Source organism: Variovorax sp. HJSM1_2 (genome assembly GCF_049316285.1).
In the GTDB taxonomy this organism is placed as follows: Bacteria; Pseudomonadota; Gammaproteobacteria; order Burkholderiales; family Burkholderiaceae_C; genus Rhodoferax_B.
Window position 1 is genome coordinate 16,801 of the sequence record NZ_JBMOXA010000006.1, and the last position, 20,884, is coordinate 37,684.

The following is a 20,884-nucleotide window of genomic DNA, read 5'->3' on the forward strand; positions in this document are numbered from 1 at the left end:
TGAGACTACGCACGCTCCAGCCGCTCCTTGAGCAGCGACGCCTTCGAATCGTCCATCTGCTCGATGAGGGTATAGATTCTGGCCATCAAGCGGTCACCTGCTTCGGCCCTTAGCGCGCGCTGCGCAGCTGGCCCGCATTCGGACTGATACACCTGACGTAACGCATCCAACGACTTGAACCGGCGGTCCACCAGATCGAACAAATGCAAGTGCCGCGCACGTTGCTCGGGGTTGTCAGAATCAATCGCGCCAAGCTCACAAGATAGCCCTTTGCGGCATCTGAGCGCGTTTGAAAGACCTCGGCAAACTCCCCATCGGGCGTGAGCATTTGATTGCGCCGCGCCAACTCGGCATCGGCCAGGGCGCCATACACACGACTCAATTCGGCCCGCAGCTCCGGCGTGTGCGCCACGAGCTTGGCCGTCTCGGCAAAGTTTTCGTTCGCGCGATATGTGAGCCCGCCCCTCACCACCACAAACAGCACCGAGGGGATGAAGCCGCCCAGCACGAGCGTTTCCAATCGACTGCGCACGCGCGCATGGGCGCCGGTGGGGTGCTGCATGCGCGCCTCCAAAAAAGATGGCTGTGCCCAGCAAGATAAAACACAAAGCGGTCTTGATGGCCACGGGCGGGATCACGCGGTCTGTGAGGAACTCGCCGACGTTCCACAAATAGCCCACGAACGACACCACCCCAATCGCGGCCGCCACGCCCGAGGTAACACGCGCCAGCCAGGCATGCCGTGCATGCGGCAGCGCCAGTATCGAAGCACCAAACAACACAAAGGAGAACGCGCTGTGGGACGAAATGCGACCGCGCGCCGCATTAAAAGCAGCAGCCGTGTCGCGAAACAGCAACTCGTCGAGGCCTGGGTTCCAGTCAAAAGCGTATTCGGCCAGCGTGATCAGGCCCAGCAACGCGACAGCAACGGCAAGGCCCTTAGCCACCCGGCCGCCCGACCCGGTAGAAATGACAGCCTATTCACTGGCTTCGCCTCTTTCGCCCCATGTGCGACGTCAAGAAGCCATGAGCTCGAGCGCGATCACACTCATCACCAAGCCCATGGCGGTGTTAGCCTTCATCTCTACAGAGCCGGGAATCACGCTGCGCAGCAGCGGCAGCCCGAAGGCCCAGCCACTCAAGACGAGCAGCCCAACCAAGGCTACCAGCACACACACGCCGCCCGTAAAGCTGAATTGACGACCGCCGCCTGAGGGCGACGAGTGACTTTTCGAGTTGGCTACGGGTTCTATCTGCGGCATGGCGGAAAGATCTCCTTTGCGAAGTCACGCCACCGAGGTAGATCATTTTTTGGGCCTGCACGCTTGCGGATTTTTATCCACGCGGCGCAGGGTCTACCCGCTATGGGTGGAGCGATAAGCCTTTGATGGCTTTATCCACCGCGTTCTTAGGGCCTCGCAAGGCCAGCCCGACCAGGTCGGGTGCGCCCGCATCTTCTGCCCCGAAGGCTTGCCGGTTGGCCTCGTCGTTGGAGGTTGAGAACATGGAGAACACATAAGGCACGACGGTCAGTTCTCTTTCGATTGCCTTCACCCGCACAGACTGCAACTTGGCCAGGTCGCTCTGCAAAATCATCATGGGCTGCACCAGCATGGCAGCATAGTGCTGACCAGCCGCATCGATGTAGGGCTGGCCAATCATGTCGGGCGCAGACGCGGCGATGCCGGTGGCCAAGAACGCCACAACGTTCAAGCGCTGCCAGGTTGCCAGGTCGTCTCGCACAATGAGGGCCACTTTGGTGTCGAACATTCAATTTCCTTTTTTTGAAACCGATATGTTCGCGAAGCATTGCTTCAGCTGCTAGAACGTTTGTGCAGCCTGCTGATAGCTCGCCGGCGACATCTGATACGCACGGCGAAACCAACGCCCCATATGGCTTTGATCGGCAAAGCCCACCTCGGCGGCAACCTCTGCCGGCGCGCGCCCTTTAGCCAACAGCGCACGCGCAGCCCGCAGCCTGAGCCGCACCAGGTACGCATGCGGCGGCAGCCCGTAAGCGCGTGAGAACTGCCGCGTGAGATGAAAGCGGTCTATGCCCGAGGCACTGGCCACATCTGCCAAACCGATGTTGCCAGCGATGTTGGCATGCAGGTATTCGCGCACCTGATCGATCTTGGCATCCGACTCCACCGCCTTCGCATCGCCCACGCTCAATTGAGCATCGAGGCGCGTGAGCATGTCGTCGAAATAGTGGTCCTTGACGATTTGGCTCTCAGTCTTATGCTGCGCCAGAAAGGCATTGGCAATCGAATCGGCAAGGGCTCCGTCGTCGGCAAGCGCCGAACGGAAAGCGACGCCACCAGGGGCAACACCACGATGATCCAGCGCTTGCATACGGCTCATAAACCACGGCACGGGCAGGTACAGCATGGCGTAGGTAAAGCCAGTGCTATCAGGCGCGTGCCCATCATGAACTTGGCCGGGTTCGATCAGAATAGCGCGGCCCCGCACACTGTTGTAGGTCTTACGGCTGCAACGAAACTGCTGCAAGCCCTGGATCGTCACGCCCACCAGCACCTCGTCATGGTCGTGCAGGTCATAAGCATGCCCATCGAAGTACGCGTGAATGCTCTCGATGCCGGTCGAGGCTTCGCGTTTGAAGTCCACCCAATCGCGGCGGGAGGTTTGAACGATGCTCATGCGTGTCCGTTGGGGCTGGTTACCGGAGATGAAATGCCACGATGGAACGATTTCTTTGTAAGGATTTTCTTGCGTATTGTAGAAACACGCCAAAAGAAAAAGGCCCGACAAGCGGGGCCAAAAGAGAGCGCCGCACGAACGATCTCGGAGGGATCAAACGCAACCGCAGGAAACGCATCTCCCCCCAACCAATCGACTGGGGCCGCCGCTCCATGCGCGGGCCCAAAAAACTGTTCTAAGCCGGTGCGGCCGCACGGCTGCCGATATAGGTGCGGTTCCACACGGGCGAAATCACCAGTTCGTTGATACACACATGCGCTGGCATTTCGGCGATGAAGCGTATGGTGCGGCCCAGATCGTCTTCTTGCAGCATGCGCGCCTTCTCGGCTTCGGTCGGCTGCACCGGACGTTTTTTCAGAATGGGTGTCGCCACTTCGCCAGGGCACAAGGCCGTGGCGCGCAGGCCATGCATGCCCTCTTCGATGTTGAACGAGTGTGTCAGCGCCATCATGGCCGCCTTGCTGGCCGTGTAGGCCGGGCCGGTGAGGTACTCAAAATGCCAACCGGCAAACGAGGCCACGTTGATCACCGTGCCCTCACGCCGCGCCTGCATGCCATGCAACACCGCCAGGGTGCAGTAGGTGGCGCCATTCAGGTTGATGGACACCACTTTCTCGAAGGTCGCGGCATCGGTTTCGCCCCAATAGCGCGTGGGAAAATTCAGCCCGGCGCTGTTGACCAGAATGTCCACACGGCCCAGCGTTTGCTGGATGTCTGCGGCCACCCGGTTGACCGCAGCGGCATCGGCCACATCCAGCGGCGCGGCGCTGATGGCGCCCAGCGGCGCACCACGCGCCTCGGCTTGCGCAATGGCGGTTTGCAGTTTGTCCGCATCGCGGCCCGACACCACCACCCGCGCACCGGCCCTGGCCAGTTCTACAGCGCCGGCCAGGCCTATGCCGCTGCCACCGCCCGTGACCCAGGCGACCTTTCCTTGAAGAGACATGTTGATTCCTTCTTTTCAGGCGTGTGGGCCGGGGTCAGTCTTTTTTCGGGTCGAGCTTGAACACCTCCAGCTCCGCACACAGGCGCTGGTACTCGGCATCGCTGAGCTGCACCAGAGGTGGGCGCACACGCATCCAGCCGGGCTCGCCGGTGAGCCGCGCCATCATGCCCTTGAAGGCCGAGGTCAGGCCATAACCGCCCAGTATCTTCAGAAACTGCAGCACCCGCGCCTGGTCGGCTTCGGCGCCCGCCTGGTCGAAGTCGCGCACCAGGCGTTGCACCAGTTGCGGCGTGATGTTGGCCACACCACTCACCGCGCCCTGGCTGCCCAGGCGGCCCATGGTTTGCAGATCGGGCTCATTGCCCACATAAACCATTACGCCGGGCATGAAGGCTTGGGCCGTGGCCACCGAGGGCTCGCGTTGGCAGCCGCTGTCTTTGATGCCGACAATGGTGCTGGGGTAGAGCTTCTTCAGTGTGTCGATGACGTGGTGGCTCAGCGCCACGCCCGACACCTGCGGAATGTGGTACAGGTAGATGCGCAGGCGGGCGTCGTTCACGGTGTCTATGACCCAGCGGAAGGAATCGATCACCCCCTGGTCGGGCACACCTTTCAGGAAGAACGGCGGCAGCATCAGGCAGCCATGCGCACCGATCTGCAGCGCGTGGCGCGTGAGTATCACCACATCCGGCAGGGCCGCACAACTGGTGGACACCAGGATGCGCTCGGCCGGCACACCGGCCGTCACCAAGCCGTCTATGGCGCGGATGCGTTCTTCCACAGTGAACGATGGCCCTTCGCCGGTGGTGCCAAACGGCGTGATGCCGGTGCAGCCCCTGGCCAACAGCGCCAGCGCATGCCTGGCCATGGCCGGAATGTCGATGTTGTGCTGGGCGTCCAGTGGCGTCAGCAAGGCGGGCCAGATGCCGCTGAAGGGCACGGTAGGAGTGGTGGTGGAGGTCATGAGGTTTGGGATCGGTGGAAGGTGAAAAGTGTGGTTCGGCTAAAAATCAATTGCCGCGAATACGTTTGAGCTCGGCGGTAACCATGGTGACGGCTTCGTCGCCAATGGCTTTGGCGTGGCGCTCGTAAATCACCTTGGTGCGCTCACGCACGCGCTGTGTCTCGGCGGGGCTGAATTCATTCACCGTCATGCCATTGGCCTTCAGGTTGTCTACGCTCTTGGCCTCTTGCGCGCGGTTGGCGCGGCGCTGCTCGGTGCGTCCCTGTGCGGCACACTCCTGCAACACGCCCTGCTCTTGCGGCGAAAGTTTGTCCCATACCCTTTTGGAGAACAACACCAGCGTGGGGCTGTAGGCGTGTTTGGTCAGCGTCAGGTACTTCTGCACCTCGTAGAACTTCATGTTCTCGATGTTGGTGAACGGGTTTTCCTGGCCGTCGACGGTGTGCGTTTCCAGCGCCGAATAAACCTCGGTGAAGGCCATGGGCACGGCGTTGCTGCCCAGGGTTTTGAAGGTGTCGAGGAAGATGGTGTTTTGCATCACACGCATCTTCACGCCGTCAAAATCCTCCACCTTGGTGATGGCGCGTTTGGAGTTGGTGGTGTGGCGAAAGCCGTTTTCCCACCAGGCCAGGTTGACCAGGCCCACGGCCGGCAGCTTGGCCGAAAACCAGTCGCCCACCTTGCCGTCGAGCAGTTGGTCGGCCTCGGCTGCGGTGTTGAACAGGAACGGCAGGTCAAACACACCCAGCGCGGGCACGATGGAGACCACGGGTGCGGTCGAGGTCAGCACCATGTCCAGCGACCCCGAGCGCACACTTTGCGTGGAGGTCAGGTCGCTGCCCAGGGCGCCATCCCAGAACGGCTGGATCTTCATCTTGCCGCCGGTTTTCTCCAACGTACAAGAGCCCATCTTGGCCAGGCCGTTACCCATGGGATGCTCTTTGCTCACGCCGTTGGAGACGCGGAAATTACGCTCTTGAAACTGGGCTTGCGCCGAAGTGCTGATGCTGCAGGCAGCGGCGGCCAAGGCAGCGACGGCTGAAAAACGCAGGCTGGCGCGAAAGCTTGTTTTGATCATTGGGAGTCTCCGTTTGGTTTTCATTTCGGGCAGGGAAAGATTCAACTCAGCCACCTCAGCGGCACCATCACCAGCGATGGGAACAGCACCAGCAGCAGCAACACGAACAGCTCGGCCCAGAGGAAGGGCCACAAACCCTTCATCAGCTCGGCCATGGATATCTTGGCCACACCACACATCACGTTGAGCACAATGCCCACCGGCGGCGTGATCAGGCCAATGGCGTTGTTCATGATGAACATCACGCCGAAGTACACCGGGTCGATACCGGCCTCACGCACCACCGGCATCAGCACCGGCGTCAAGATCATCAGCGTGGGCGCGAAGTCGAGTGCCGTGCCGACGATCACTACCAGCAGCATGATCACAAACATCAACAAGATCTTGTTGAACATAAAGGGGCGCAGCAGTGCCGCCACCTGCTGCGGCACATCGGAGATGGTGATGAGCCAGGCCGAGACCAGCGCAGCAGCAATCAGAAACACCACCACCGCCGTGCTTTTGGCGGCCGAAACCAAAAGGCCGTAGACCTGGCGCAGCGGCAGTTCACGGTAGATGAAGGCACCCACGGCAAAGGCGTAGACGCAGGCGGCCACACCGGCTTCGGTCGGCGTGAAGATGCCGAACTTCATGCCGCCTATGATGCCGGCCGGCATCAGCAGTGCCCAGATGCCATCCACCCCGGCCCGCGCCCGCGCGGCCATGCTTTGGCGCGGCAGCACCGCCACCTGGTCACGACGCGCCACCCACTGCCAGGTGATCAGCAGGGCCAGGCCCATCATCAGGCCCGGAAACACGCCCGCCAAAAACAGCTTGCCTATGGAGACGTTGGCAATGACACCGAACACGATCAAGCCAATCGACGGCGGGATCACCGGCGCAATCACGCCACCGGCCGCGATCAGGCCCACAGAGCGCGGCACGTTGTAGCCCGCACGCCGCATCATGGGCACCAGCATGGCGCCAATGGCGGCGGCATCGGCCGCCGCGCTGCCCGAAATCGCGGCCATCAGCACCGAGGCGAACACCGCCACCAGGCCCAGGCCGCCGCGCATGTGGCCGACCCAGGCGAGCGCAAAGTTGACGATGCGTTTGGAGATGCCGCCGGCGTTCATCAACTCACCGGCGAGCATAAAGAACGGGATGGCCAGCAGCGGAAAACTGTCGGCCCCTTCCAGCAGTTTTTGCGACAGGATGGTGGCGTCGACCTGCCCCTGAAAGACCATCAGCGCCGCACCGCAGACCAGGAGCGCAAAGGCGATAGGCATGCCCAGCGCCATGGCGCCGAGCAGCGAGAACGAGAATACAAGCACCGTCATTTGGCGGCTCCCAGAACACCTTGGTGCGCTGGCGCGGCGTGCGCGGCATGGGTCTCGGGCAAGACCTCTTCACTCTCACGCACCTCGACCAGTTCCTCGTCGGTGATACGGCCAGAGAAGATGCGCCACAGGCGGTGCAAAGCCTGTATGCCAATGCCCAAACCCGTGACGTAGCCCATGCCAAACACCCAGCTCATGGGCATGCCGGTGACCGGCGCCATGGTGGTGGCGTTGATTTCGTGCTGCTCCCAGGTGCCGCGCAACAAGATGCCGCAGCACAGCAGAATCAGCACCTGGCTGAGCACGCCGCACACCAGCTTGCCACGCCGGCCAAAGCGGTTGACCACGTTGTCCATGCCCAGATGCGCGCCCTCATGGGTGGCCAGCACGGCCCCGATGAAGGTCAGCCAGACGAAGAAAATGCGCGACAGTTCTTCCGACACCCCAATGCCGGAGTTGAAGGCATAACGCAGCACCACGTTGCCAAACACCATCAGCACCATGCCCAGCAGCAGCGCCGCCAGCAGTGCCTCAATGCCTTTGAAGAATCCGTTGATACAGGTGCTGCCCCATGAACGCGCAGCAGGCCTTTTGTGGAGCCGGGCCATGGTCAGACCACCTTGCCGGGGTTGAGCAGGCCTTGCGGGTCGAGTGCCGCTTTGAGCGTACGCATCAAGGCGATTTCTTCGGGGCTGCGCGCATGGCCCAGCCAACGCTTCTTGGCCGTGCCTATGCCATGTTCGGCCGAGACCGTGCCGCCAAATTCGCGCACCAGCCCGTAGATCACTTCGTCCATCTGCTCCTTGGGCTGCTGGCCCAGCGGCATGCCGGGCACCCAGGCCACCAGATGCATGTTGCCGTCGCCAATGTGGCCGTAATAGACGCTGCCACAGCCCGGAATACGCTCGGCCAGCGCAGCCTTGCAGCGTGCGGCGTAGTCGGCCATGTCGCGCACCGGCAGGCCGATGTCGTAAGAAATGTTCTGCCCCAGCACCGTAGGGAACTCGGCGCAGGCATCGCGCAGTGCCCAGAAGGCCTGGGTGTCGCCCACCGATTGCGCGACGGCGGCGTCGCTCAGCGCGCCCTCTTCCATCAACTGCTCCAGCCAGTGCTGGAAGCGCGGGCCGTCTATGGATTCATCCGTGCCCTGGGCCTCGATCAGCACATAGACCTCTTTGCCGTCACCGTTCTCGGGCGGACGCAAGGGGCTGCGCACACCCACGCGCTGCGTGACCACTTCCCAGTAGTCGGGCCACATCACCTCAAAGGCCGACAGCAGCGGCCCCAGGCCGCGGCGCGCCGCACCCAGCAGGCGCACCACCGATGCGTAATCGGGCAAGACGCACAGCGCGGACATGGTGCACAGCGGCTTGGGGTGCAGGCGCAGCACGATGCGTGTGATCACCCCCAGCGTGCCCTCGCTGCCGATGAACAAGTGTTTCAGGTCGTAGCCCGCGTTGTTCTTGATCATCTTGTTCAGGCTGGTGATGATGGTGCCGTCGGGCAACACCACTTCCAGGCCCAGCACCAGTTCGCGCGCCATGCCGTAGCGGATCACACGGTTGCCGCCGGCATTGGTCGACAAATTTCCGCCTATGGCACACGAGCCGCGTGCGCCCAGATCCAGCGCGAAATAAAAGCCCGCCTCTTCCGCAGCGCGCTGCACCAGCTCCAGCGGCGTGCCGGCCCACACGGTGAGCGTGGCGCTGGCCGGGTCAACCTCCTGGATACCCACCATGCGCTCCATCGACAAGGCGACCCAACCGTCTTCGGGCCGCGAGCCGCCGCACAGACCGGTCAAGCCGCCCTGCGGCACCACCGGCACACCCGCTGCGGCACAAGCCTTGAGCGTGTCCGACACCCCTTGCGCATCCACCGGGCGCACCACGGCCAGCGGCTTGGTGGGGTTTTGCATGCTCCAGTCATTGCGGTTGCGCTCGGGCACGTCGTCGCCTATGAGCACGGTGGTCGCGCCCAGGCGTTCGCGGAGTTCGATCAGAAAGGCGGAGTTGGGAGGTAATGAGGCTGACATGCGTTTCCCGTGGGTGATCCGTGGGTTTTCCGTGACGGATGGTTGGAATCGAGCCGGGCGTAAGCCGCCCTACCCAGGCCGTCGGCAACTGCCCCGAGGGACTTTCCTCCGGCGTTATCGCGGCACTAACATGTCAGTATTGTCTTGTATGCAAGGTACTAGGCCACTAGTATTTTCCCTAAAAATCAGCCAACATAGTGACCGCCCTCTGCGCCGCTTTCGACCGATCTGACACACTCAGGGGCTGCGGCGCATCGCTCTTGTTTCACTCTTATGCCTCTCGAGCTCCAAGGAAAAACCTTTTGCTGAATTCCAGTTTCAAGATCGAAACCCCCAAGTCGTTGGCCAACCGCATCGCCGAACGCCTGCGCGAAGCCATCACCGGCGGCGAGTTCGCGCTGGGCGCGATGATTCCCGAGGAGACACTGGCCTCCTCCTTCGGCGTGAGCCGCACGCCCGTACGCGAAGCGCTGGGCCAATTGCAGTTGCAGGGCCTGGTGGTGATCCGCCCGCAACGTGGCAGTTATGTGTTTGAGCCCAGTGCCGACGACATCGCCGCGATTTGCGAATTCCGTTGCGTGCTGGAGCCACGCGCGGCAGAGCTTTCCTATGCCCACGACCGCGAAGGCACCGTGACCACTCTGCAGGCCGCCATTGCCGAGATGGAAGCCGCCCGTAGCACACGCGACGCCGTGCGCTACGGCCGTGCCGACACCCACCTGCATGAAGCCTTCTTCAACCACTGCGGCAACCCCTACATGCAAGCCGCCTACGCCACCGCCGCCACCAAGATCGCGGCCATGCGCACCTATCTCTCGGCCCCGACCGACGTGCTACACAACGACGGCTTTCAACAACACAGCCAGTTGCTGGCGCTGTTCAGTGCGGGCGACATGGCCGGCTTCGAGCGCCTGATGCGCCACCACGTCACCGGCACGCGCGACAACTACGTGCGCAGCCTGCACAACCTCAAGGCTGCCAAAGGCGAAATCACCGCAAAGTAGGCCTTCTTTTCCAAGCCGCAAAACAAAACGGCCAACACCCGCAGGGGTGTTGGCCGTTTTGTTTCAATGCTCAGCTCTGGCGCCGTGCTCAGGCTTTCTTCAGACTGGCGGTATCACGCGCCAACTGCGTGATGCGTGCCCAGTCACCGGCCTTGATGGCATCGGCAGGCACGATCCACGACCCGCCGACACACGCCACATTCGGCAACGCCAGGAATTCCGGCGCGTTTTGCAGCGTCACACCACCCGTGGGGCAGAAACGCACATCAAAAAACGGGCCGCCCCAGGCCTTCAGCATGGCCGGACCACCGGCTTGCATGGCCGGGAAGAACTTCAGCTCGGTGTAGCCGTCTTCCTGGGCCATCATGATTTCGCTGCCGGTGGCCACACCCGGCAACAAGGCCAGACCCGCATCGCGGCAGGCACGACCCATGGCAGGCGTGTAGCCGGGGCTCACGCCAAACACGGCACCGGCCTTGACCGAAGCGGCCACGTCGGCCACGCTGCGGATGGTGCCGGCACCCACCACGGCTTCAGGCACTTCCTTGGCGATGATTTCCATACACGCCAACGCTTGCGGCGTGCGCAGCGTCACTTCAAGCATGCGAATGCCACCGGCCACCAGCGCACGCGCCAGGGGTACGGCGTGGGCCACGTCGTTGAGCACGATGACCGGGATCACCGGCGCGTCCTGCATCACTTTGAGTGGTGTCCAGCCGCCAAGGCTGGTGGTCGATGAGGTGGTTACAGCCACGATAAAGCTCCTTCTTCTGCAGTCTTGGCATGGCTGCGCATGCCGGTAAATAGTTCACGCCCCATGTCGAGTGCATTCGCCACTTGGGCACCCTCGGGCATGGTGACGGTTGGTCGGGCGTCCCATTCGGCTTCGGACACCAGCACTTGCAACGTGCCAGCGGTCCCGTCCAAACGGATGATGTCGCCATCGCGCACCTTGGCCAGCGGGCCACCGGCCTTGGCTTCAGGTGACAGGTGAATCGCCGCCGGCACTTTACCCGATGCGCCGCTCATGCGCCCGTCGGTCACCAAAGCAACCTTGTAGCCCTTGCCCTGCAGCACGGCCAAAGGCGGCGTGAGCTTGTGCAGCTCGGGCATGCCGTTGGCCTGTGGGCCTTGCCAGCGCACCACACACACCACGTCTTGGTTCAGCTCACCGGCCGCAAAGGCCAGGTGCAGCGCTTCTTGCGAATCAAATACACGAGCAGGCGCTTCGATCACGTGCAGGTTCTCCGGCACGGCCGAGATCTTGATGACACTGCGCCCCAGATTGCCCTGCAGCAGCTTCAGACCACCGGTAGGGCTGAAAGGCGCGCTCGCCGGACGCACGATGCTGTCGTCTTTTGAAGCGCCAATCGGCGTCCAGTGCAACTTCTCGCCTTCCAGCGCAGGCTCGGCAGTGAATTCACGCAGGCCACCGGCACGCACGGTCAACACGTCTTCGTGCATCAGGCCAGCATCGAGCAACTCGCGGATCACGTAACCGGGGCCACCTGCGGCCTGGAACTGGTTCACGTCGGCGCTGCCGTTGGGGTAAACACGCGACAAGGTGGGCACCACGTCAGACAGTGCGCTGAAGTCATCCCAGTTGATGCTGATGCCTGCCGAATGCGCCACCGCCACCCAGTGGATCAAGTGGTTGGTGGAGCCGCCCGTGGCCAGCAGCGCCACCATGGCGTTGACGATGGCACGCTCATCGACCACATGGCCGATGGGTGCAAAACGCTTGGCCTTGGTGATGCCCAGCACGGTACGTGCAGCCTCACGCGTCAACTCGTCGCGCAGCGCGCCGCCGGGCGCCACAAAGGCGGTGCCGGGCACGTGTAAGCCCATGGCTTCGAGCAGCATCTGGTTGCTGTTGGCCGTGCCGTAGAAGGTGCAGGTGCCAGCACCGTGGTAGGCCGCCGATTCGGCCTGCAGCAGCTCGCTGCGCCCCACCAGGCCCTGCGCGGCTTGTTCGCGTACCTTGGATTTGGCGGAGTTCGACAAACCCGATGGCATGGGCCCGGCGGGCACAAACACCGTGGGCAAATGGCCGAAGTGCAGCGCACCGATGAGCAGTCCGGGCACGATCTTGTCGCACACACCCAGCATCAGAGCGGCGTCAAACACATCGTGGCTCAGGGACACGGCGGTCGCCATGGCGATCACGTCGCGGCTGAACAGGCTCAGTTCCATGCCCGGCGTGCCTTGGGTCACACCGTCGCACATGGCGGGCACACCGCCGGCGACTTGGGCCGTGGCACCGAATTTACGCGCTTCGGCCTTGATGAGGTCGGGGTAGCCCTGCATGGGCGTGTGTGCCGACAACATGTCGTTGTAGGCGGTGACGATGCCGATGTTGGGCGCCTTTTCGGCTACCACCTTGAACTTGTCGTTGCCAGGCATGCCGGCAAAGGCGTGGGCCACGTTGGCGCAGCCCATGCGCTCGGCGCCGGGTTTGCGCGCGGCGGCAATGTCAAGCCGCGCCAGGTAGGCGCTGCGCGCGCCTTGGCTGCGCGCCTGGATACGCGCAGTGACGGCGGCAACTGTCTCGTGGAGTTTCATGGGTGTGCTGGATCTGGGTCCAGGAATATGTAATTAAGTTACCAACCCAGCGATACTACTACCGAGAAACGTCCTTGTGTTGAATTCAGGGTTACGAGTCAGTTACGAAACGAAATTACATGCGCGGATGACGCACCGCGTCGGCACAGGCCCACAAATCGACGTATCAAGCCGCGCATAAAAAAAACCCGGCGAACCGGGCTTTGGGCTTGTGGCCTGGGCCACCTCGTGTGAATCAAGGCAGGATGATCACTTCCACGCGGCGCGCTTCGGCATTGGTGCCGGACGCCTGGGTCTGCTCGGGCTTGCGCAGTTCAACCACAGCCTCGGTGGCGCCCAGAGCAAACATCGCATCACGCACGGTCAGGGCGCGTTGTTTGGCGAGTTCAGCGTTCAGTGCCGCGTCGCCCGTGGCGTCATGAAAGCCGCTGATGGCGGCACGTTTGCCGGAAGCAACGGCCGCCATGATGTCCGCCAGGGCTTCCTTGGCGCCGGTGGCGAGGTCGGCCTTGCCGGTGGCAAAGTAGAACGTCACCACGCCGGCTTCCACACGGATGCTGGCGCCATCGGCCACCACAACTTCGCTGGCAACCGCCACCACGCCCGCAGGTGCTGCCGGTTTGGCCAAGGTCTTGTAGGCACCAAAACCCATAACAGAGGCAATCACCAGCAAAACGACAGCAAACACGACGCCCAGGGCCGCGCGCTGGTTGTCATCTTCGTCTTGTGAAAACATAATTTGTACTCCAGTGAAAAAAAATTTGTCCGATTGTAGAGTGCATACATGAGCCTTTCCCCCGCCCCTAGCCGAGACCCAGCCCGGATGCTGGATGAAATCCAGGCCCACTGGGGCGGACAGTCCGATTTGTGGGTTTTTGGCTACGCCTCGCTGATCTGGCGCCCCGAATTCGACTTTGCCGAGCAACGCATGGCGCGTGTACACGGCTGGCACCGCGCGCTGCGCATGTGGAGCCGCATCAACCGCGGCACACCCGAATGCCCGGGCCTGGTGTTTGCCTTGTTGTCGGGTGGCAGTTGCCACGGCGTGGTGTACCGCGTGCCACAAGCCGAGGTTGCCGACATGTTGCCACGCCTGTGGCAGCGTGAAATGGTGACCGGCGTCTACGACCCCAAATGGCTGCACTGCCAAACCGAGAGCGGCCCGGTGCGCGCCTTGGCCTTCACGCTGTCGCGCCAAAGCCCGAGCTACACCGGCGTTTTGCCGCAGCCCGATTACACCAAGATCTTTTCCGATGCTTGTGGCCGTTTCGGTACCACGCTGGACTATGCACGCCAAACCTACGAGTGCCTGCGGCGCCATGGCATTGAAGACGCCGCGCTGCGCCGCCTGCTGCAGCATGCCCCCAGCGCCAGCCCAGCCCACAACGCGCCGGACAGCCAACCTCTTCAAGACCAACAAGCGCTGGCCTGAAGTCGGCGTACCGGCCACAATGTGCTGGTCCTCCAATGTCATTCAGGAGCCTTGCATGTTCAAACTTTCTGCACTCTCGACCCTGGTACTGGTGTCTTCCTGGGCCTTGACCGGCTGCGGCAGCATGTCGGGCGCCAGCGGCCCGCAAGCCACGGCCCAGCTTCAGCCGCGCAGCGGATCACAGGTCAGCGGCCTGGTGCGCTTCACCCAGCACGGCGACCACGTGATGGTGCATGCCGAAGTCACCGGACTGACCCCGGGCCAGATGCACGGTTTTCACGTGCATGAAAAAGGCGACTGCTCGGCAGCCGACGGCATGAGCACCGGCGGCCACTTCAACCCCACGGGCAAACCCCATGGCCCACAAAGCGCCGACCACCACGGCGGCGACATGCCCTCGCTCACGGCCGATGCCAATGGCGCGGCCGTGGCCGACTTCACGCTCAGCGGCGTGACGGTGACCGACGGCCCCAACAGCATCGTCGGACGCGGGCTCATCGTCCACAAGGATCCCGACGATTACAAGACCCAGCCCACGGGCAATGCCGGTGCGCGCTGGGCCTGTGCCGTGATCACCAAGGCTTGACCGCCGCCGCGGCTAGCGGCGCATGCCGCAAGGCCGCGACTCTTTGGCGGGATCTGGATTTGGCTGACGCCGAGGCCACCACACCAAACAAGCTGAGGACATGTGCATGAACTGGTTTCTGATCGCCCTGAAGAAATACGCCACCTTCTCCGGCCGCTCGCGCCGCAGTGAGTTCTGGTACTTCGTGTTGTTCTACCTGATCATCTTCTGTGCGCTGGCCTTCGTCGACAGGCTGACCGGCAGTTTTGATGCCGACGCCGGCATGGGCCTGCTGAGTGGGCTGTTCGCGCTGGGACTGATAGTGCCCAACCTCTCGGTCACCGTGCGCCGGCTGCACGACACCAACCGCAGCGGCTGGTGGGTCTTGCTCAGTCTCGTCCCCCTGGTCGGGCAGATCGTGCTCATCGTGTTCATGGCCCAGAAGGGTGATGTGGGCGAAAACCGCTTCGGCCCCGATCCCAAAGAGGAGCCGCTGAGCTTCCCGTCGCTGGCGGGCTAAGCCGCACAGCGCTAGACGCGTTCAGGCCCCAGCGCGCCGCGCCGCCCACAGCTGCTCGGCGCGCCCCAGGTCGTCCAGCGTGTCAATGTCGCTGATGCAACCCGCATCATCTACTTCTATTTCGATAGCACCATAGGCTTTTACCACGGGCGCTGCACCGTGATTTCCTCTAAGCTCTCGAAGCGCCGCGCCGGCCGCTGCAGGAAACGCCACGGGATGCCCACGTTGCCCCTTGAAGACCGGCAGCAGAACTTGCGCCGCCCCAGGCTGGCGCATCAGCATGTCGGCCAAAGTGCGCAGCGTCGACGGCAGCACCAGTGGCAAGTCGGCCGGCAGCACCAGCCAGCCCGGCGCATGGGCCGTGGCACGCGCGGCAGCGGCAATGGTGTCGCCCATGCCGGGGTGGCCCGCGTCCTCCAGATGCCAGGGCAAGCCGCTGGCGCGCACCGCCGCCAAGCTGTGCTGCAGCACCGGTTGGCCCGCCAGCAACGCCTGCAGCTTGTGCACCTGCCCGCCCGAGGCCGCGAAACGCTCTCCCCGGCCGGAGGCCAGGACCAATACAACGGGCAATTGATTCACAGCAGGATTCATGGCGCTGAAGTATGCCAACAAGTGCTCAGTGGCTTTGCCTGCTGCCTACAATCCAGCCATGAACATCGCCGACCTGCGCAAGAGCTACGAACGAGCCGAACTCAGTGAAGACGCCTCCGCTGCCGACCCACTGCAACAGTTTGACCAATGGCTGAACGAGGCCATCGCGGCCCAAGTCCCGGAGCCCAATGCCATGACACTGGCCACGGTGGCCAGCAACCTTCGCCCCAGCACCCGCATCGTGCTCATCAAGGCTTATGACGCGCGCGGCATCGTCTGGTTCACCAATTACGACAGCCGCAAGGGTTCGGAGTTGGCCGGCAACCCCTACGCATCATTGCAGTTCCATTGGGTGGAGCTGGAGCGCGTGGTGCGCATAGAAGGCCTGGTGGAAAAAGTCTCGGATGAAGAGAGCGACGCCTATTTCAACAGCCGCCCGCTCGACTCGCGCATAGGTGCCTGGGCCAGCCCGCAAAGCCAGGTGATCAGCGGGCGCAGCGTGCTGGTGGCCAACGCCGCCAAGTTTGGCGCGCAGTTCCTGCTCAAGCCGCCACGCCCGCCGCACTGGGGCGGCTACCGCCTGGTGCCCGACCGCTGGGAATTCTGGCAGGGCCGCAAGAGCCGGCTGCACGACCGGCTGCGCTACAGCAAAGAGGCGCCGGACGCCCCCGCCTGGCGCCGCGACCGCCTGGCGCCCTGATCACCCCAGCAAGATCATCACCAGCGACACGGTCAGCATCGCCAGCAGGGTCGACACCGCCACCGAGGCGGTGATCAGGTCTTCCTCGACCTTGTAACGCTGCGAGAACAGGAACACGTTGGCGCCCATGGGCATGGCGCCACTCACCACCATGATGGTCAGCGGCAGGCCGCTCAGGCCCATGGCCTTGCCTATCACCCACACCATGGCGGGCAACAGCAGGTTCTTCACACAGGCCAGCGCCAGCGCGCCGCGCAGGTTCTGGCCTATGCGGGTGTGCGCCAGCGTAATGCCCACCATCACCAGGGCCAGCGGCCCGAAGGCCTGGCCCAGCCACTGCAGCGGCCGATCCACGGCCTCGGGCACGCGCCAGCCGGTCTGCGCAAACAACAGGCCGGCGATGATGGGAATCGGCACCGGATGGATCACCGCGCTTTTGACCGCGCGCCACAAGGTCAGGCCCAGCCGCCCCCAGGCCATGCCCTGCTCTGCTGGCAGCTTGCCGGCCGCACGTGCGGCCAGCTCTGCATCACGCGCCACCGCCAGTTCCAGCACGATGGTGGCCGTGGTCAGCAGCACCAGCGCGTGCAGCGACACCAGGGTGAGCAAGGTGATCATGCCCGGCGGGCCATAGGCCAAGTCGACCAGCGGCAGGCCTATCATCACCAGGTTGCTGTAGATGTTGGCCATGCCGCGCACCGCGCCCACGGTGTTGAAGCCGCGCAGCCACAGGCTGCCGCCGAACACCAGCCAGGCGGCGATGAAGTAGGCCAGCACCGGCCCCAGGTGCAGGTCTTCGACGTGCACCGTGCTCATGGCGCGGAACATCAGCGCCGGCGACAAGATCAGGAACACCAGATTCGACAGGTCTTTTGCCGCCTCGTCGCGGATCCAGCCGCGCCACCCCGCCAGCAGCCCCACGGCAATCAACAGCACCACGGGCAGCAGCGAGGAAATGACGGTCTGGTACATGGGGCGCCACTATACGCCAATTTGCTATAAAAAAAAGAGCCGCCTATGCAGCTCTGAAGCGCTTAGGCAGCTCTTTTATTACAAACCGCGGACCAAGGCCCGCCGGGTTTCAGCCCTGGGCTTTGTAGTTGGCGATACCGTCGGTGATTTCCTTCTTGGCGGCATCAATGCCTTCCCAGCCCAGCACCTTGACCCACTTGCCGGCTTCCAGGTCCTTGTAGTGTTCAAAGAAGTGCTGCACGGCCTTCAGGCGCATCTGGTTCACGTCTTCCACGGTTTTCCAGTGGCTGTAGATGGGCAGGATTTTGTCGGTGGGCACGGCCAGCACCTTGCCGTCCACGCCGGCTTCGTCTTCCATCATCAGAATACCCAGGGGGCGGCAAGGCACAACCACGCCGGGGAACAGCGGGTAAGGCGTGATCACCAGCACGTCGACCGGATCACCGTCACCGCTGAGGGTTTGCGGCACGTAACCGTAGTTCGTCGGGTAATGCATGGCCGTGGTCATGAAGCGGTCGACGAAGATCGCGCCGGATTCCTTGTCCACTTCGTACTTGATCGGATCGGCGTTCATAGGGATTTCGATCACGACGTTGAAGGCGTCTGGGGCGTTCTTGCCTGGGGAAACTAGGTTCAGGGACATAGGACCTCTTGTGGTGGAGTTTTCAGTGAAATGTCGTGACGCCGCGCAGCACGGGGCGTTGCGGCGAACCCCGCGATTTTGCCTCAGCTCCAGGCGCCTTCGCCGCAGCGCAACATGTGGCAGTCGCACCAGGTGGTCAGCAGGTGCATCAACCCTGCCTCAGGAACAGGCAGCTGGCCCGGATAAACCCTAGGAACGACCCGATTTTGCTGCGCCAACACGCAAAGCCGTATCGCCCGCAAGGCTTTCCCCGTATATTCATTTCGTTGGCCATTCGTTCCCAGCCGCCAGGCGCCGGGCAGACGAGGAAGCAACGCAGCGGGGATGCCGTTTGCGTTTTGTGGCGTCCTCACCCAGCGAAACAACGGTAGGAGACACTCTATGGCAAGCAACTCGGCGCTGATTCTGGCGCTCGTGTGCGGTGTGATCGCGGTGGCTTACGGCTTCTGGGCACGCAGCTGGATTCTTTCTCAGGACGCGGGCAACGCCCGCATGCAGGAAATCTCAAACGCCATCCAAACAGGCGCTGCCGCCTACCTGGCCCGGCAATACAAAACCATCGCCGTCGTCGGCATTGTGCTGACCATCCTCATCGGGCTTTTTCTCGACGCCATGTCTGCCTTTGGTTTTGTGGTCGGCGCCGTGCTCTCAGGCGCCTGCGGCTTCATTGGCATGAACGTATCGGTGCGCGCCAATGTGCGTACCGCACAGGCCGCCACCCGCGGCATAGGGCCCGCGCTGGACGTGGCATTTCGCGGCGGCGCCATCACCGGCATGCTGGTGGTGGGTTTGGGCTTGCTGGGCGTGACCGGCTTTTACTGGTTCCTGGCCGGCAACGCCCCCGCGACCGGGCCAGGCAGCCACCCATTAAATCCGCTGATCGGCTTTGCTTTCGGCTCGTCGCTGATCTCCATCTTTGCGCGCCTCGGCGGCGGCATCTTCACCAAGGGCGCCGATGTGGGCGCCGACCTGGTGGGCAAGGTCGAAGCCGGCATCCCGGAAGACGACCCACGCAACCCGGCGGTGATTGCCGACAACGTGGGCGACAACGTAGGCGACTGCGCCGGCATGGCCGCCGATTTGTTCGAGACCTACGCCGTCACGCTAATCGCCACCATGGTGCTCGGCTCCCTGCTGCTCACACAAGCCGGGCCCAGCGCCATCGTCTACCCGCTGGCCTTGGGCGCGGTGTCCATCATCGCCTCCATCATCGGCTGCTTTTTTGTGAAGGCCTCGCCGGGCATGAAGAACGTGATGCCAGCACTTTACAAGGGGCTGGCCGTGGCGGGTGGGTTGTCGCTGATCGCGTTCTACTTCGTCACCAGCTGGCTCATCCCGGACAACGCCCTGCCCTCGGGCGGCAGTCAGATGCGGCTGTTCGGCGCCTGCGCCGTGGGCCTGGTGCTCACCGCCGCACTGGTGTGGATCACCGAGTACTACACCGGCACCCAATACCCGCCGGTGAAACACATTGCGCAAGCTTCCACCACCGGCCACGGCACCAACATCATTGCCGGTCTGGGTGTATCGATGCGCTCCACCGCCTGGCCGGTGATCTTTGTGTGTATCGCCATTCTGCTGTCGTACAAACTCGGCGGGCTCTACGGCATTGCCACGGCCGCCACCTCCATGCTCAGCATGGCCGGCATTGTGGTGGCGCTCGACGCCTACGGCCCCATCACCGACAACGCCGGGGGCATCGCCGAAATGGCCGAGCTGCCCAGCAGCGTGCGCGACGTGACCGACCCGCTGGACGCCGTGGGCAACACCACCAAGGCCGTGACCAAGGGCTACGCCATTGGCTCGGCCGGACTGGCCGCGCTGGTGCTGTTTGCCGACTACACCCACAAGCTCGAAGCCTATGGCCAGGTCATCAGCTTTGACCTGAGCAACCCCTTGGTGATCGTTGGTTTGTTCATCGGCGGGCTCATCCCCTATCTGTTCGGCGCCATGGCGATGGAGGCCGTGGGCCGCGCGGCGGGCTCGGTGGTGGTCGAGGTGCGGCGCCAGTTCCGCGACATCAAAGGCATCATGGAAGGCACGGCCAAGCCCGAATACGGCAAGGCCGTGGACATGCTCACCAGCGCCGCCATCAAGGAGATGATGATCCCTTCGCTGCTGCCCGTGGTCGTGCCCATCGTGGTCGGCCTGGCCCTGGGTCCGGCGGCACTCGGCGGCCTGCTGATGGGCACCATCGTCACCGGGCTGTTTGTGGCCATCTCCATGTGCACCGGCGGCGGCGCCTGGGACAACGCCAAGAAGTACATAGAAGACGGCCACCATGGCGGCAAGGGCTCCGAGACGCACAAGGCCGCCGTCACCGGCGACACCGTGGGCGACCCATACAAGGACACAGCCGGCCCGGCCGTCAACCCACTGATCAAGATCATCAACATCGTGGCGCTGCTGATCGTGCCGCTGGTGATGCAGCTGCACCCCGGCATGCCCGTGGCAGCGGCCGTGCCGGCAGCAGCCCCTGTGGCCATGGCGGCCGATGCCGCCAGCATCAAGGTGGAAAACGGCGTGGTGAAGTTCTACTTTGCAAGCGCCAGCGCCCGTCTGGCCGACGGCGCCCCACAGGCGCTGGCCAACGTGGTGACAGCCGTGGGCGCCGGCAAACGTGTGCTCATCAGCGGCTTTCACGACGCCAGCGGCGACCCGGCAAAAAATGCCGAACTGGCCAAACAACGCGCCATGACGGTGGCCGAGGCCCTGGGCTCGCTGGGCGTGCCGGCTGAAAAAATCGAGTTGAAAAAACCCGAGCAAACCAGCGCCGACGGCCCACCCGCAGAAGCCCGCCGGGTGGAAGTCACAGTGCTGTAGCACCTGCACACA

The 20,884-nt window shown here is 63.2% G+C and carries 22 protein-coding genes and 1 pseudogene; 6 read left to right on the top strand and 17 right to left on the bottom strand.

Annotated features, from left to right (window positions below; translation table 11 throughout):
* Positions 1-5 precede the first annotated feature (5 nt).
* From ACFQ95_RS08250 to ACFQ95_RS08300, 11 genes and pseudogenes are all read right to left on the bottom strand, one after another.
* A complete protein-coding gene (locus ACFQ95_RS08250) occupies positions 6-191 on the bottom strand; it encodes a hypothetical protein (RefSeq protein ID WP_422830568.1) in 186 nt (61 codons plus the stop codon).
* A complete protein-coding gene (locus ACFQ95_RS08255; RefSeq protein WP_422830580.1) occupies positions 110-562 on the bottom strand; it encodes a CHASE3 domain-containing protein in 453 nt (150 codons plus the stop codon). Before ACFQ95_RS08255 ends, ACFQ95_RS08250 begins: the two co-directional genes overlap by 82 nt.
* 454 nt (positions 563-1,016) lie before the next feature.
* Positions 1,017-1,262 carry a hypothetical protein gene (locus ACFQ95_RS08260; RefSeq protein WP_422830369.1) on the bottom strand — a complete coding sequence of 82 codons (246 nt, stop codon included), beginning with the start codon at positions 1,260-1,262 and terminating at the stop codon, positions 1,017-1,019.
* Positions 1,263-1,362: 100 nt separating this feature from the next.
* Positions 1,363-1,770, bottom strand: coding sequence for a DUF2000 family protein (locus tag ACFQ95_RS08265; protein ID WP_422830569.1), 408 nt, complete (start codon positions 1,768-1,770; stop codon positions 1,363-1,365).
* A 55-nt stretch (positions 1,771-1,825) separates the two neighbouring features.
* Positions 1,826-2,661 (bottom strand): annotated as a pseudogene (locus ACFQ95_RS08270) (helix-turn-helix domain-containing protein); the annotation flags it as partial.
* A 235-nt stretch (positions 2,662-2,896) separates the two neighbouring features.
* Complete coding sequence (locus ACFQ95_RS08275) at positions 2,897-3,667, bottom strand: SDR family oxidoreductase (RefSeq protein ID WP_422830370.1); 771 nt, start codon at positions 3,665-3,667, stop codon at positions 2,897-2,899.
* A gap of 34 nt (positions 3,668-3,701) precedes the next feature.
* On the bottom strand, positions 3,702-4,631 hold the full coding sequence (locus tag ACFQ95_RS08280) for a dihydrodipicolinate synthase family protein (protein ID WP_422830371.1): 930 nt from the start codon (positions 4,629-4,631) through the stop codon (positions 3,702-3,704).
* A 46-nt stretch (positions 4,632-4,677) separates the two neighbouring features.
* Positions 4,678-5,709, bottom strand: a complete 1,032-nt coding sequence (locus ACFQ95_RS08285) for a TRAP transporter substrate-binding protein (protein WP_422830372.1) — start codon at positions 5,707-5,709, stop codon at positions 4,678-4,680.
* 41 nt (positions 5,710-5,750) lie between these two features.
* Positions 5,751-7,028: a TRAP transporter large permease gene (locus ACFQ95_RS08290; protein WP_422830373.1), complete on the bottom strand. Its 1,278-nt coding sequence runs from the start codon at positions 7,026-7,028 to the stop codon at positions 5,751-5,753.
* Positions 7,025-7,636, bottom strand: coding sequence for a TRAP transporter small permease (locus ACFQ95_RS08295; RefSeq protein WP_422830374.1), 612 nt, complete (start codon positions 7,634-7,636; stop codon positions 7,025-7,027). The genes ACFQ95_RS08290 and ACFQ95_RS08295 overlap by 4 nt, the downstream gene beginning before the upstream one ends.
* Positions 7,637-7,638: 2 nt before the next feature.
* Positions 7,639-9,060 carry an FAD-binding oxidoreductase gene (locus ACFQ95_RS08300; protein WP_422830375.1) on the bottom strand — a complete coding sequence of 474 codons (1,422 nt, stop codon included), beginning with the start codon at positions 9,058-9,060 and terminating at the stop codon, positions 7,639-7,641.
* 302 nt (positions 9,061-9,362) lie between these two features.
* Here ACFQ95_RS08300 and ACFQ95_RS08305 point away from each other — a divergent pair, with 302 nt between their 5' ends.
* Positions 9,363-10,064 carry a GntR family transcriptional regulator gene (locus ACFQ95_RS08305; RefSeq protein ID WP_422830376.1) on the top strand — a complete coding sequence of 234 codons (702 nt, stop codon included), beginning with the start codon at positions 9,363-9,365 and terminating at the stop codon, positions 10,062-10,064.
* 88 nt (positions 10,065-10,152) lie between these two features.
* On the opposite strand, the gene ACFQ95_RS08310 is transcribed toward ACFQ95_RS08305, so the two are convergent.
* The 3 genes from ACFQ95_RS08310 to ACFQ95_RS08320 form a co-directional block, all read right to left on the bottom strand.
* A complete protein-coding gene (locus tag ACFQ95_RS08310) occupies positions 10,153-10,761 on the bottom strand; it encodes a bifunctional 4-hydroxy-2-oxoglutarate aldolase/2-dehydro-3-deoxy-phosphogluconate aldolase (RefSeq protein ID WP_422830570.1) in 609 nt (202 codons plus the stop codon).
* 47 nt (positions 10,762-10,808) lie between these two features.
* Complete coding sequence (edd, locus tag ACFQ95_RS08315; RefSeq protein ID WP_422830377.1) at positions 10,809-12,626, bottom strand: phosphogluconate dehydratase; 1,818 nt, start codon at positions 12,624-12,626, stop codon at positions 10,809-10,811.
* Positions 12,627-12,861: 235 nt separating this feature from the next.
* Positions 12,862-13,362: an OmpA family protein gene (locus ACFQ95_RS08320; RefSeq protein ID WP_422830378.1), complete on the bottom strand. Its 501-nt coding sequence runs from the start codon at positions 13,360-13,362 to the stop codon at positions 12,862-12,864.
* 48 nt (positions 13,363-13,410) lie between these two features.
* Between ACFQ95_RS08320 and ACFQ95_RS08325 the strand changes: the two genes are divergently transcribed.
* The 3 genes from ACFQ95_RS08325 to ACFQ95_RS08335 all read left to right on the top strand — a co-directional run bounded on the left by ACFQ95_RS08325 (position 13,411) and on the right by ACFQ95_RS08335 (position 15,143).
* Positions 13,411-14,058, top strand: coding sequence for a gamma-glutamylcyclotransferase (locus ACFQ95_RS08325; protein WP_422830379.1), 648 nt, complete (start codon positions 13,411-13,413; stop codon positions 14,056-14,058).
* A gap of 55 nt (positions 14,059-14,113) precedes the next feature.
* Positions 14,114-14,644: a superoxide dismutase family protein gene (locus ACFQ95_RS08330; RefSeq protein ID WP_422830380.1), complete on the top strand. Its 531-nt coding sequence runs from the start codon at positions 14,114-14,116 to the stop codon at positions 14,642-14,644.
* Between the two features lie 106 nt (positions 14,645-14,750).
* Positions 14,751-15,143: a DUF805 domain-containing protein gene (locus ACFQ95_RS08335; RefSeq protein WP_422830381.1), complete on the top strand. Its 393-nt coding sequence runs from the start codon at positions 14,751-14,753 to the stop codon at positions 15,141-15,143.
* Positions 15,144-15,164: 21 nt separating this feature from the next.
* On the opposite strand, the gene ACFQ95_RS08340 is transcribed toward ACFQ95_RS08335, so the two are convergent.
* Positions 15,165-15,734 (bottom strand): nucleotidyltransferase family protein, encoded by a 570-nt coding sequence (locus ACFQ95_RS08340; RefSeq protein WP_422830571.1) that lies wholly within the window; start codon positions 15,732-15,734, stop codon positions 15,165-15,167.
* A 58-nt stretch (positions 15,735-15,792) separates the two neighbouring features.
* Here ACFQ95_RS08340 and pdxH point away from each other — a divergent pair, with 58 nt between their 5' ends.
* Positions 15,793-16,434: a pyridoxamine 5'-phosphate oxidase gene (gene pdxH / locus ACFQ95_RS08345; protein WP_422830382.1), complete on the top strand. Its 642-nt coding sequence runs from the start codon at positions 15,793-15,795 to the stop codon at positions 16,432-16,434.
* Here the strand turns inward: pdxH and ACFQ95_RS08350 are convergent, their stop codons facing one another.
* Together ACFQ95_RS08350 and ppa are read right to left on the bottom strand one after the other, a co-directional pair.
* Positions 16,435-17,406: an AEC family transporter gene (locus ACFQ95_RS08350; protein WP_422830383.1), complete on the bottom strand. Its 972-nt coding sequence runs from the start codon at positions 17,404-17,406 to the stop codon at positions 16,435-16,437.
* Between the two features lie 109 nt (positions 17,407-17,515).
* Positions 17,516-18,049, bottom strand: coding sequence for an inorganic diphosphatase (ppa, locus tag ACFQ95_RS08355; protein WP_422830384.1), 534 nt, complete (start codon positions 18,047-18,049; stop codon positions 17,516-17,518).
* A gap of 381 nt (positions 18,050-18,430) precedes the next feature.
* Between ppa and ACFQ95_RS08360 the strand changes: the two genes are divergently transcribed.
* Positions 18,431-20,872, top strand: coding sequence for a sodium-translocating pyrophosphatase (locus ACFQ95_RS08360; protein ID WP_422830385.1), 2,442 nt, complete (start codon positions 18,431-18,433; stop codon positions 20,870-20,872).
* The last annotated feature ends 12 nt before the right edge of the window (positions 20,873-20,884 follow it).

What these genes read in the sequence shown, in the direction of transcription:
- ACFQ95_RS08255 (WP_422830580.1), bottom strand. Translation starts at nt 562, where the DNA reads ATGCAGCACCCCACCGGCGCCCATGCGCGCGTGCGCAGTCGATTGGAA.
- ACFQ95_RS08260 (WP_422830369.1), bottom strand. Translation starts at nt 1,262, where the DNA reads ATGCCGCAGATAGAACCCGTAGCCAACTCGAAAAGTCACTCGTCGCCC.
- ACFQ95_RS08265 (WP_422830569.1), bottom strand. Translation starts at nt 1,770, where the DNA reads ATGTTCGACACCAAAGTGGCCCTCATTGTGCGAGACGACCTGGCAACC.
- ACFQ95_RS08275 (WP_422830370.1), bottom strand. Translation starts at nt 3,667, where the DNA reads ATGTCTCTTCAAGGAAAGGTCGCCTGGGTCACGGGCGGTGGCAGCGGC.
- ACFQ95_RS08280 (WP_422830371.1), bottom strand. Translation starts at nt 4,631, where the DNA reads ATGACCTCCACCACCACTCCTACCGTGCCCTTCAGCGGCATCTGGCCC.
- ACFQ95_RS08285 (WP_422830372.1), bottom strand. Translation starts at nt 5,709, where the DNA reads ATGATCAAAACAAGCTTTCGCGCCAGCCTGCGTTTTTCAGCCGTCGCT.
- ACFQ95_RS08290 (WP_422830373.1), bottom strand. Translation starts at nt 7,028, where the DNA reads ATGACGGTGCTTGTATTCTCGTTCTCGCTGCTCGGCGCCATGGCGCTG.
- ACFQ95_RS08295 (WP_422830374.1), bottom strand. Translation starts at nt 7,636, where the DNA reads ATGGCCCGGCTCCACAAAAGGCCTGCTGCGCGTTCATGGGGCAGCACC.
- ACFQ95_RS08300 (WP_422830375.1), bottom strand. Translation starts at nt 9,060, where the DNA reads ATGTCAGCCTCATTACCTCCCAACTCCGCCTTTCTGATCGAACTCCGC.
- ACFQ95_RS08310 (WP_422830570.1), bottom strand. Translation starts at nt 10,761, where the DNA reads ATGCAGGACGCGCCGGTGATCCCGGTCATCGTGCTCAACGACGTGGCC.
- edd (WP_422830377.1), bottom strand. Translation starts at nt 12,626, where the DNA reads ATGAAACTCCACGAGACAGTTGCCGCCGTCACTGCGCGTATCCAGGCG.
- ACFQ95_RS08320 (WP_422830378.1), bottom strand. Translation starts at nt 13,362, where the DNA reads ATGTTTTCACAAGACGAAGATGACAACCAGCGCGCGGCCCTGGGCGTC.
- ACFQ95_RS08325 (WP_422830379.1), top strand. Translation starts at nt 13,411, where the DNA reads ATGAGCCTTTCCCCCGCCCCTAGCCGAGACCCAGCCCGGATGCTGGAT.
- ACFQ95_RS08330 (WP_422830380.1), top strand. Translation starts at nt 14,114, where the DNA reads ATGTTCAAACTTTCTGCACTCTCGACCCTGGTACTGGTGTCTTCCTGG.
- ACFQ95_RS08335 (WP_422830381.1), top strand. Translation starts at nt 14,751, where the DNA reads ATGAACTGGTTTCTGATCGCCCTGAAGAAATACGCCACCTTCTCCGGC.
- ACFQ95_RS08340 (WP_422830571.1), bottom strand. Translation starts at nt 15,734, where the DNA reads ATGAATCCTGCTGTGAATCAATTGCCCGTTGTATTGGTCCTGGCCTCC.
- pdxH (WP_422830382.1), top strand. Translation starts at nt 15,793, where the DNA reads ATGAACATCGCCGACCTGCGCAAGAGCTACGAACGAGCCGAACTCAGT.
- ACFQ95_RS08350 (WP_422830383.1), bottom strand. Translation starts at nt 17,406, where the DNA reads ATGTACCAGACCGTCATTTCCTCGCTGCTGCCCGTGGTGCTGTTGATT.
- ppa (WP_422830384.1), bottom strand. Translation starts at nt 18,049, where the DNA reads ATGTCCCTGAACCTAGTTTCCCCAGGCAAGAACGCCCCAGACGCCTTC.
- ACFQ95_RS08360 (WP_422830385.1), top strand. Translation starts at nt 18,431, where the DNA reads ATGGCAAGCAACTCGGCGCTGATTCTGGCGCTCGTGTGCGGTGTGATC.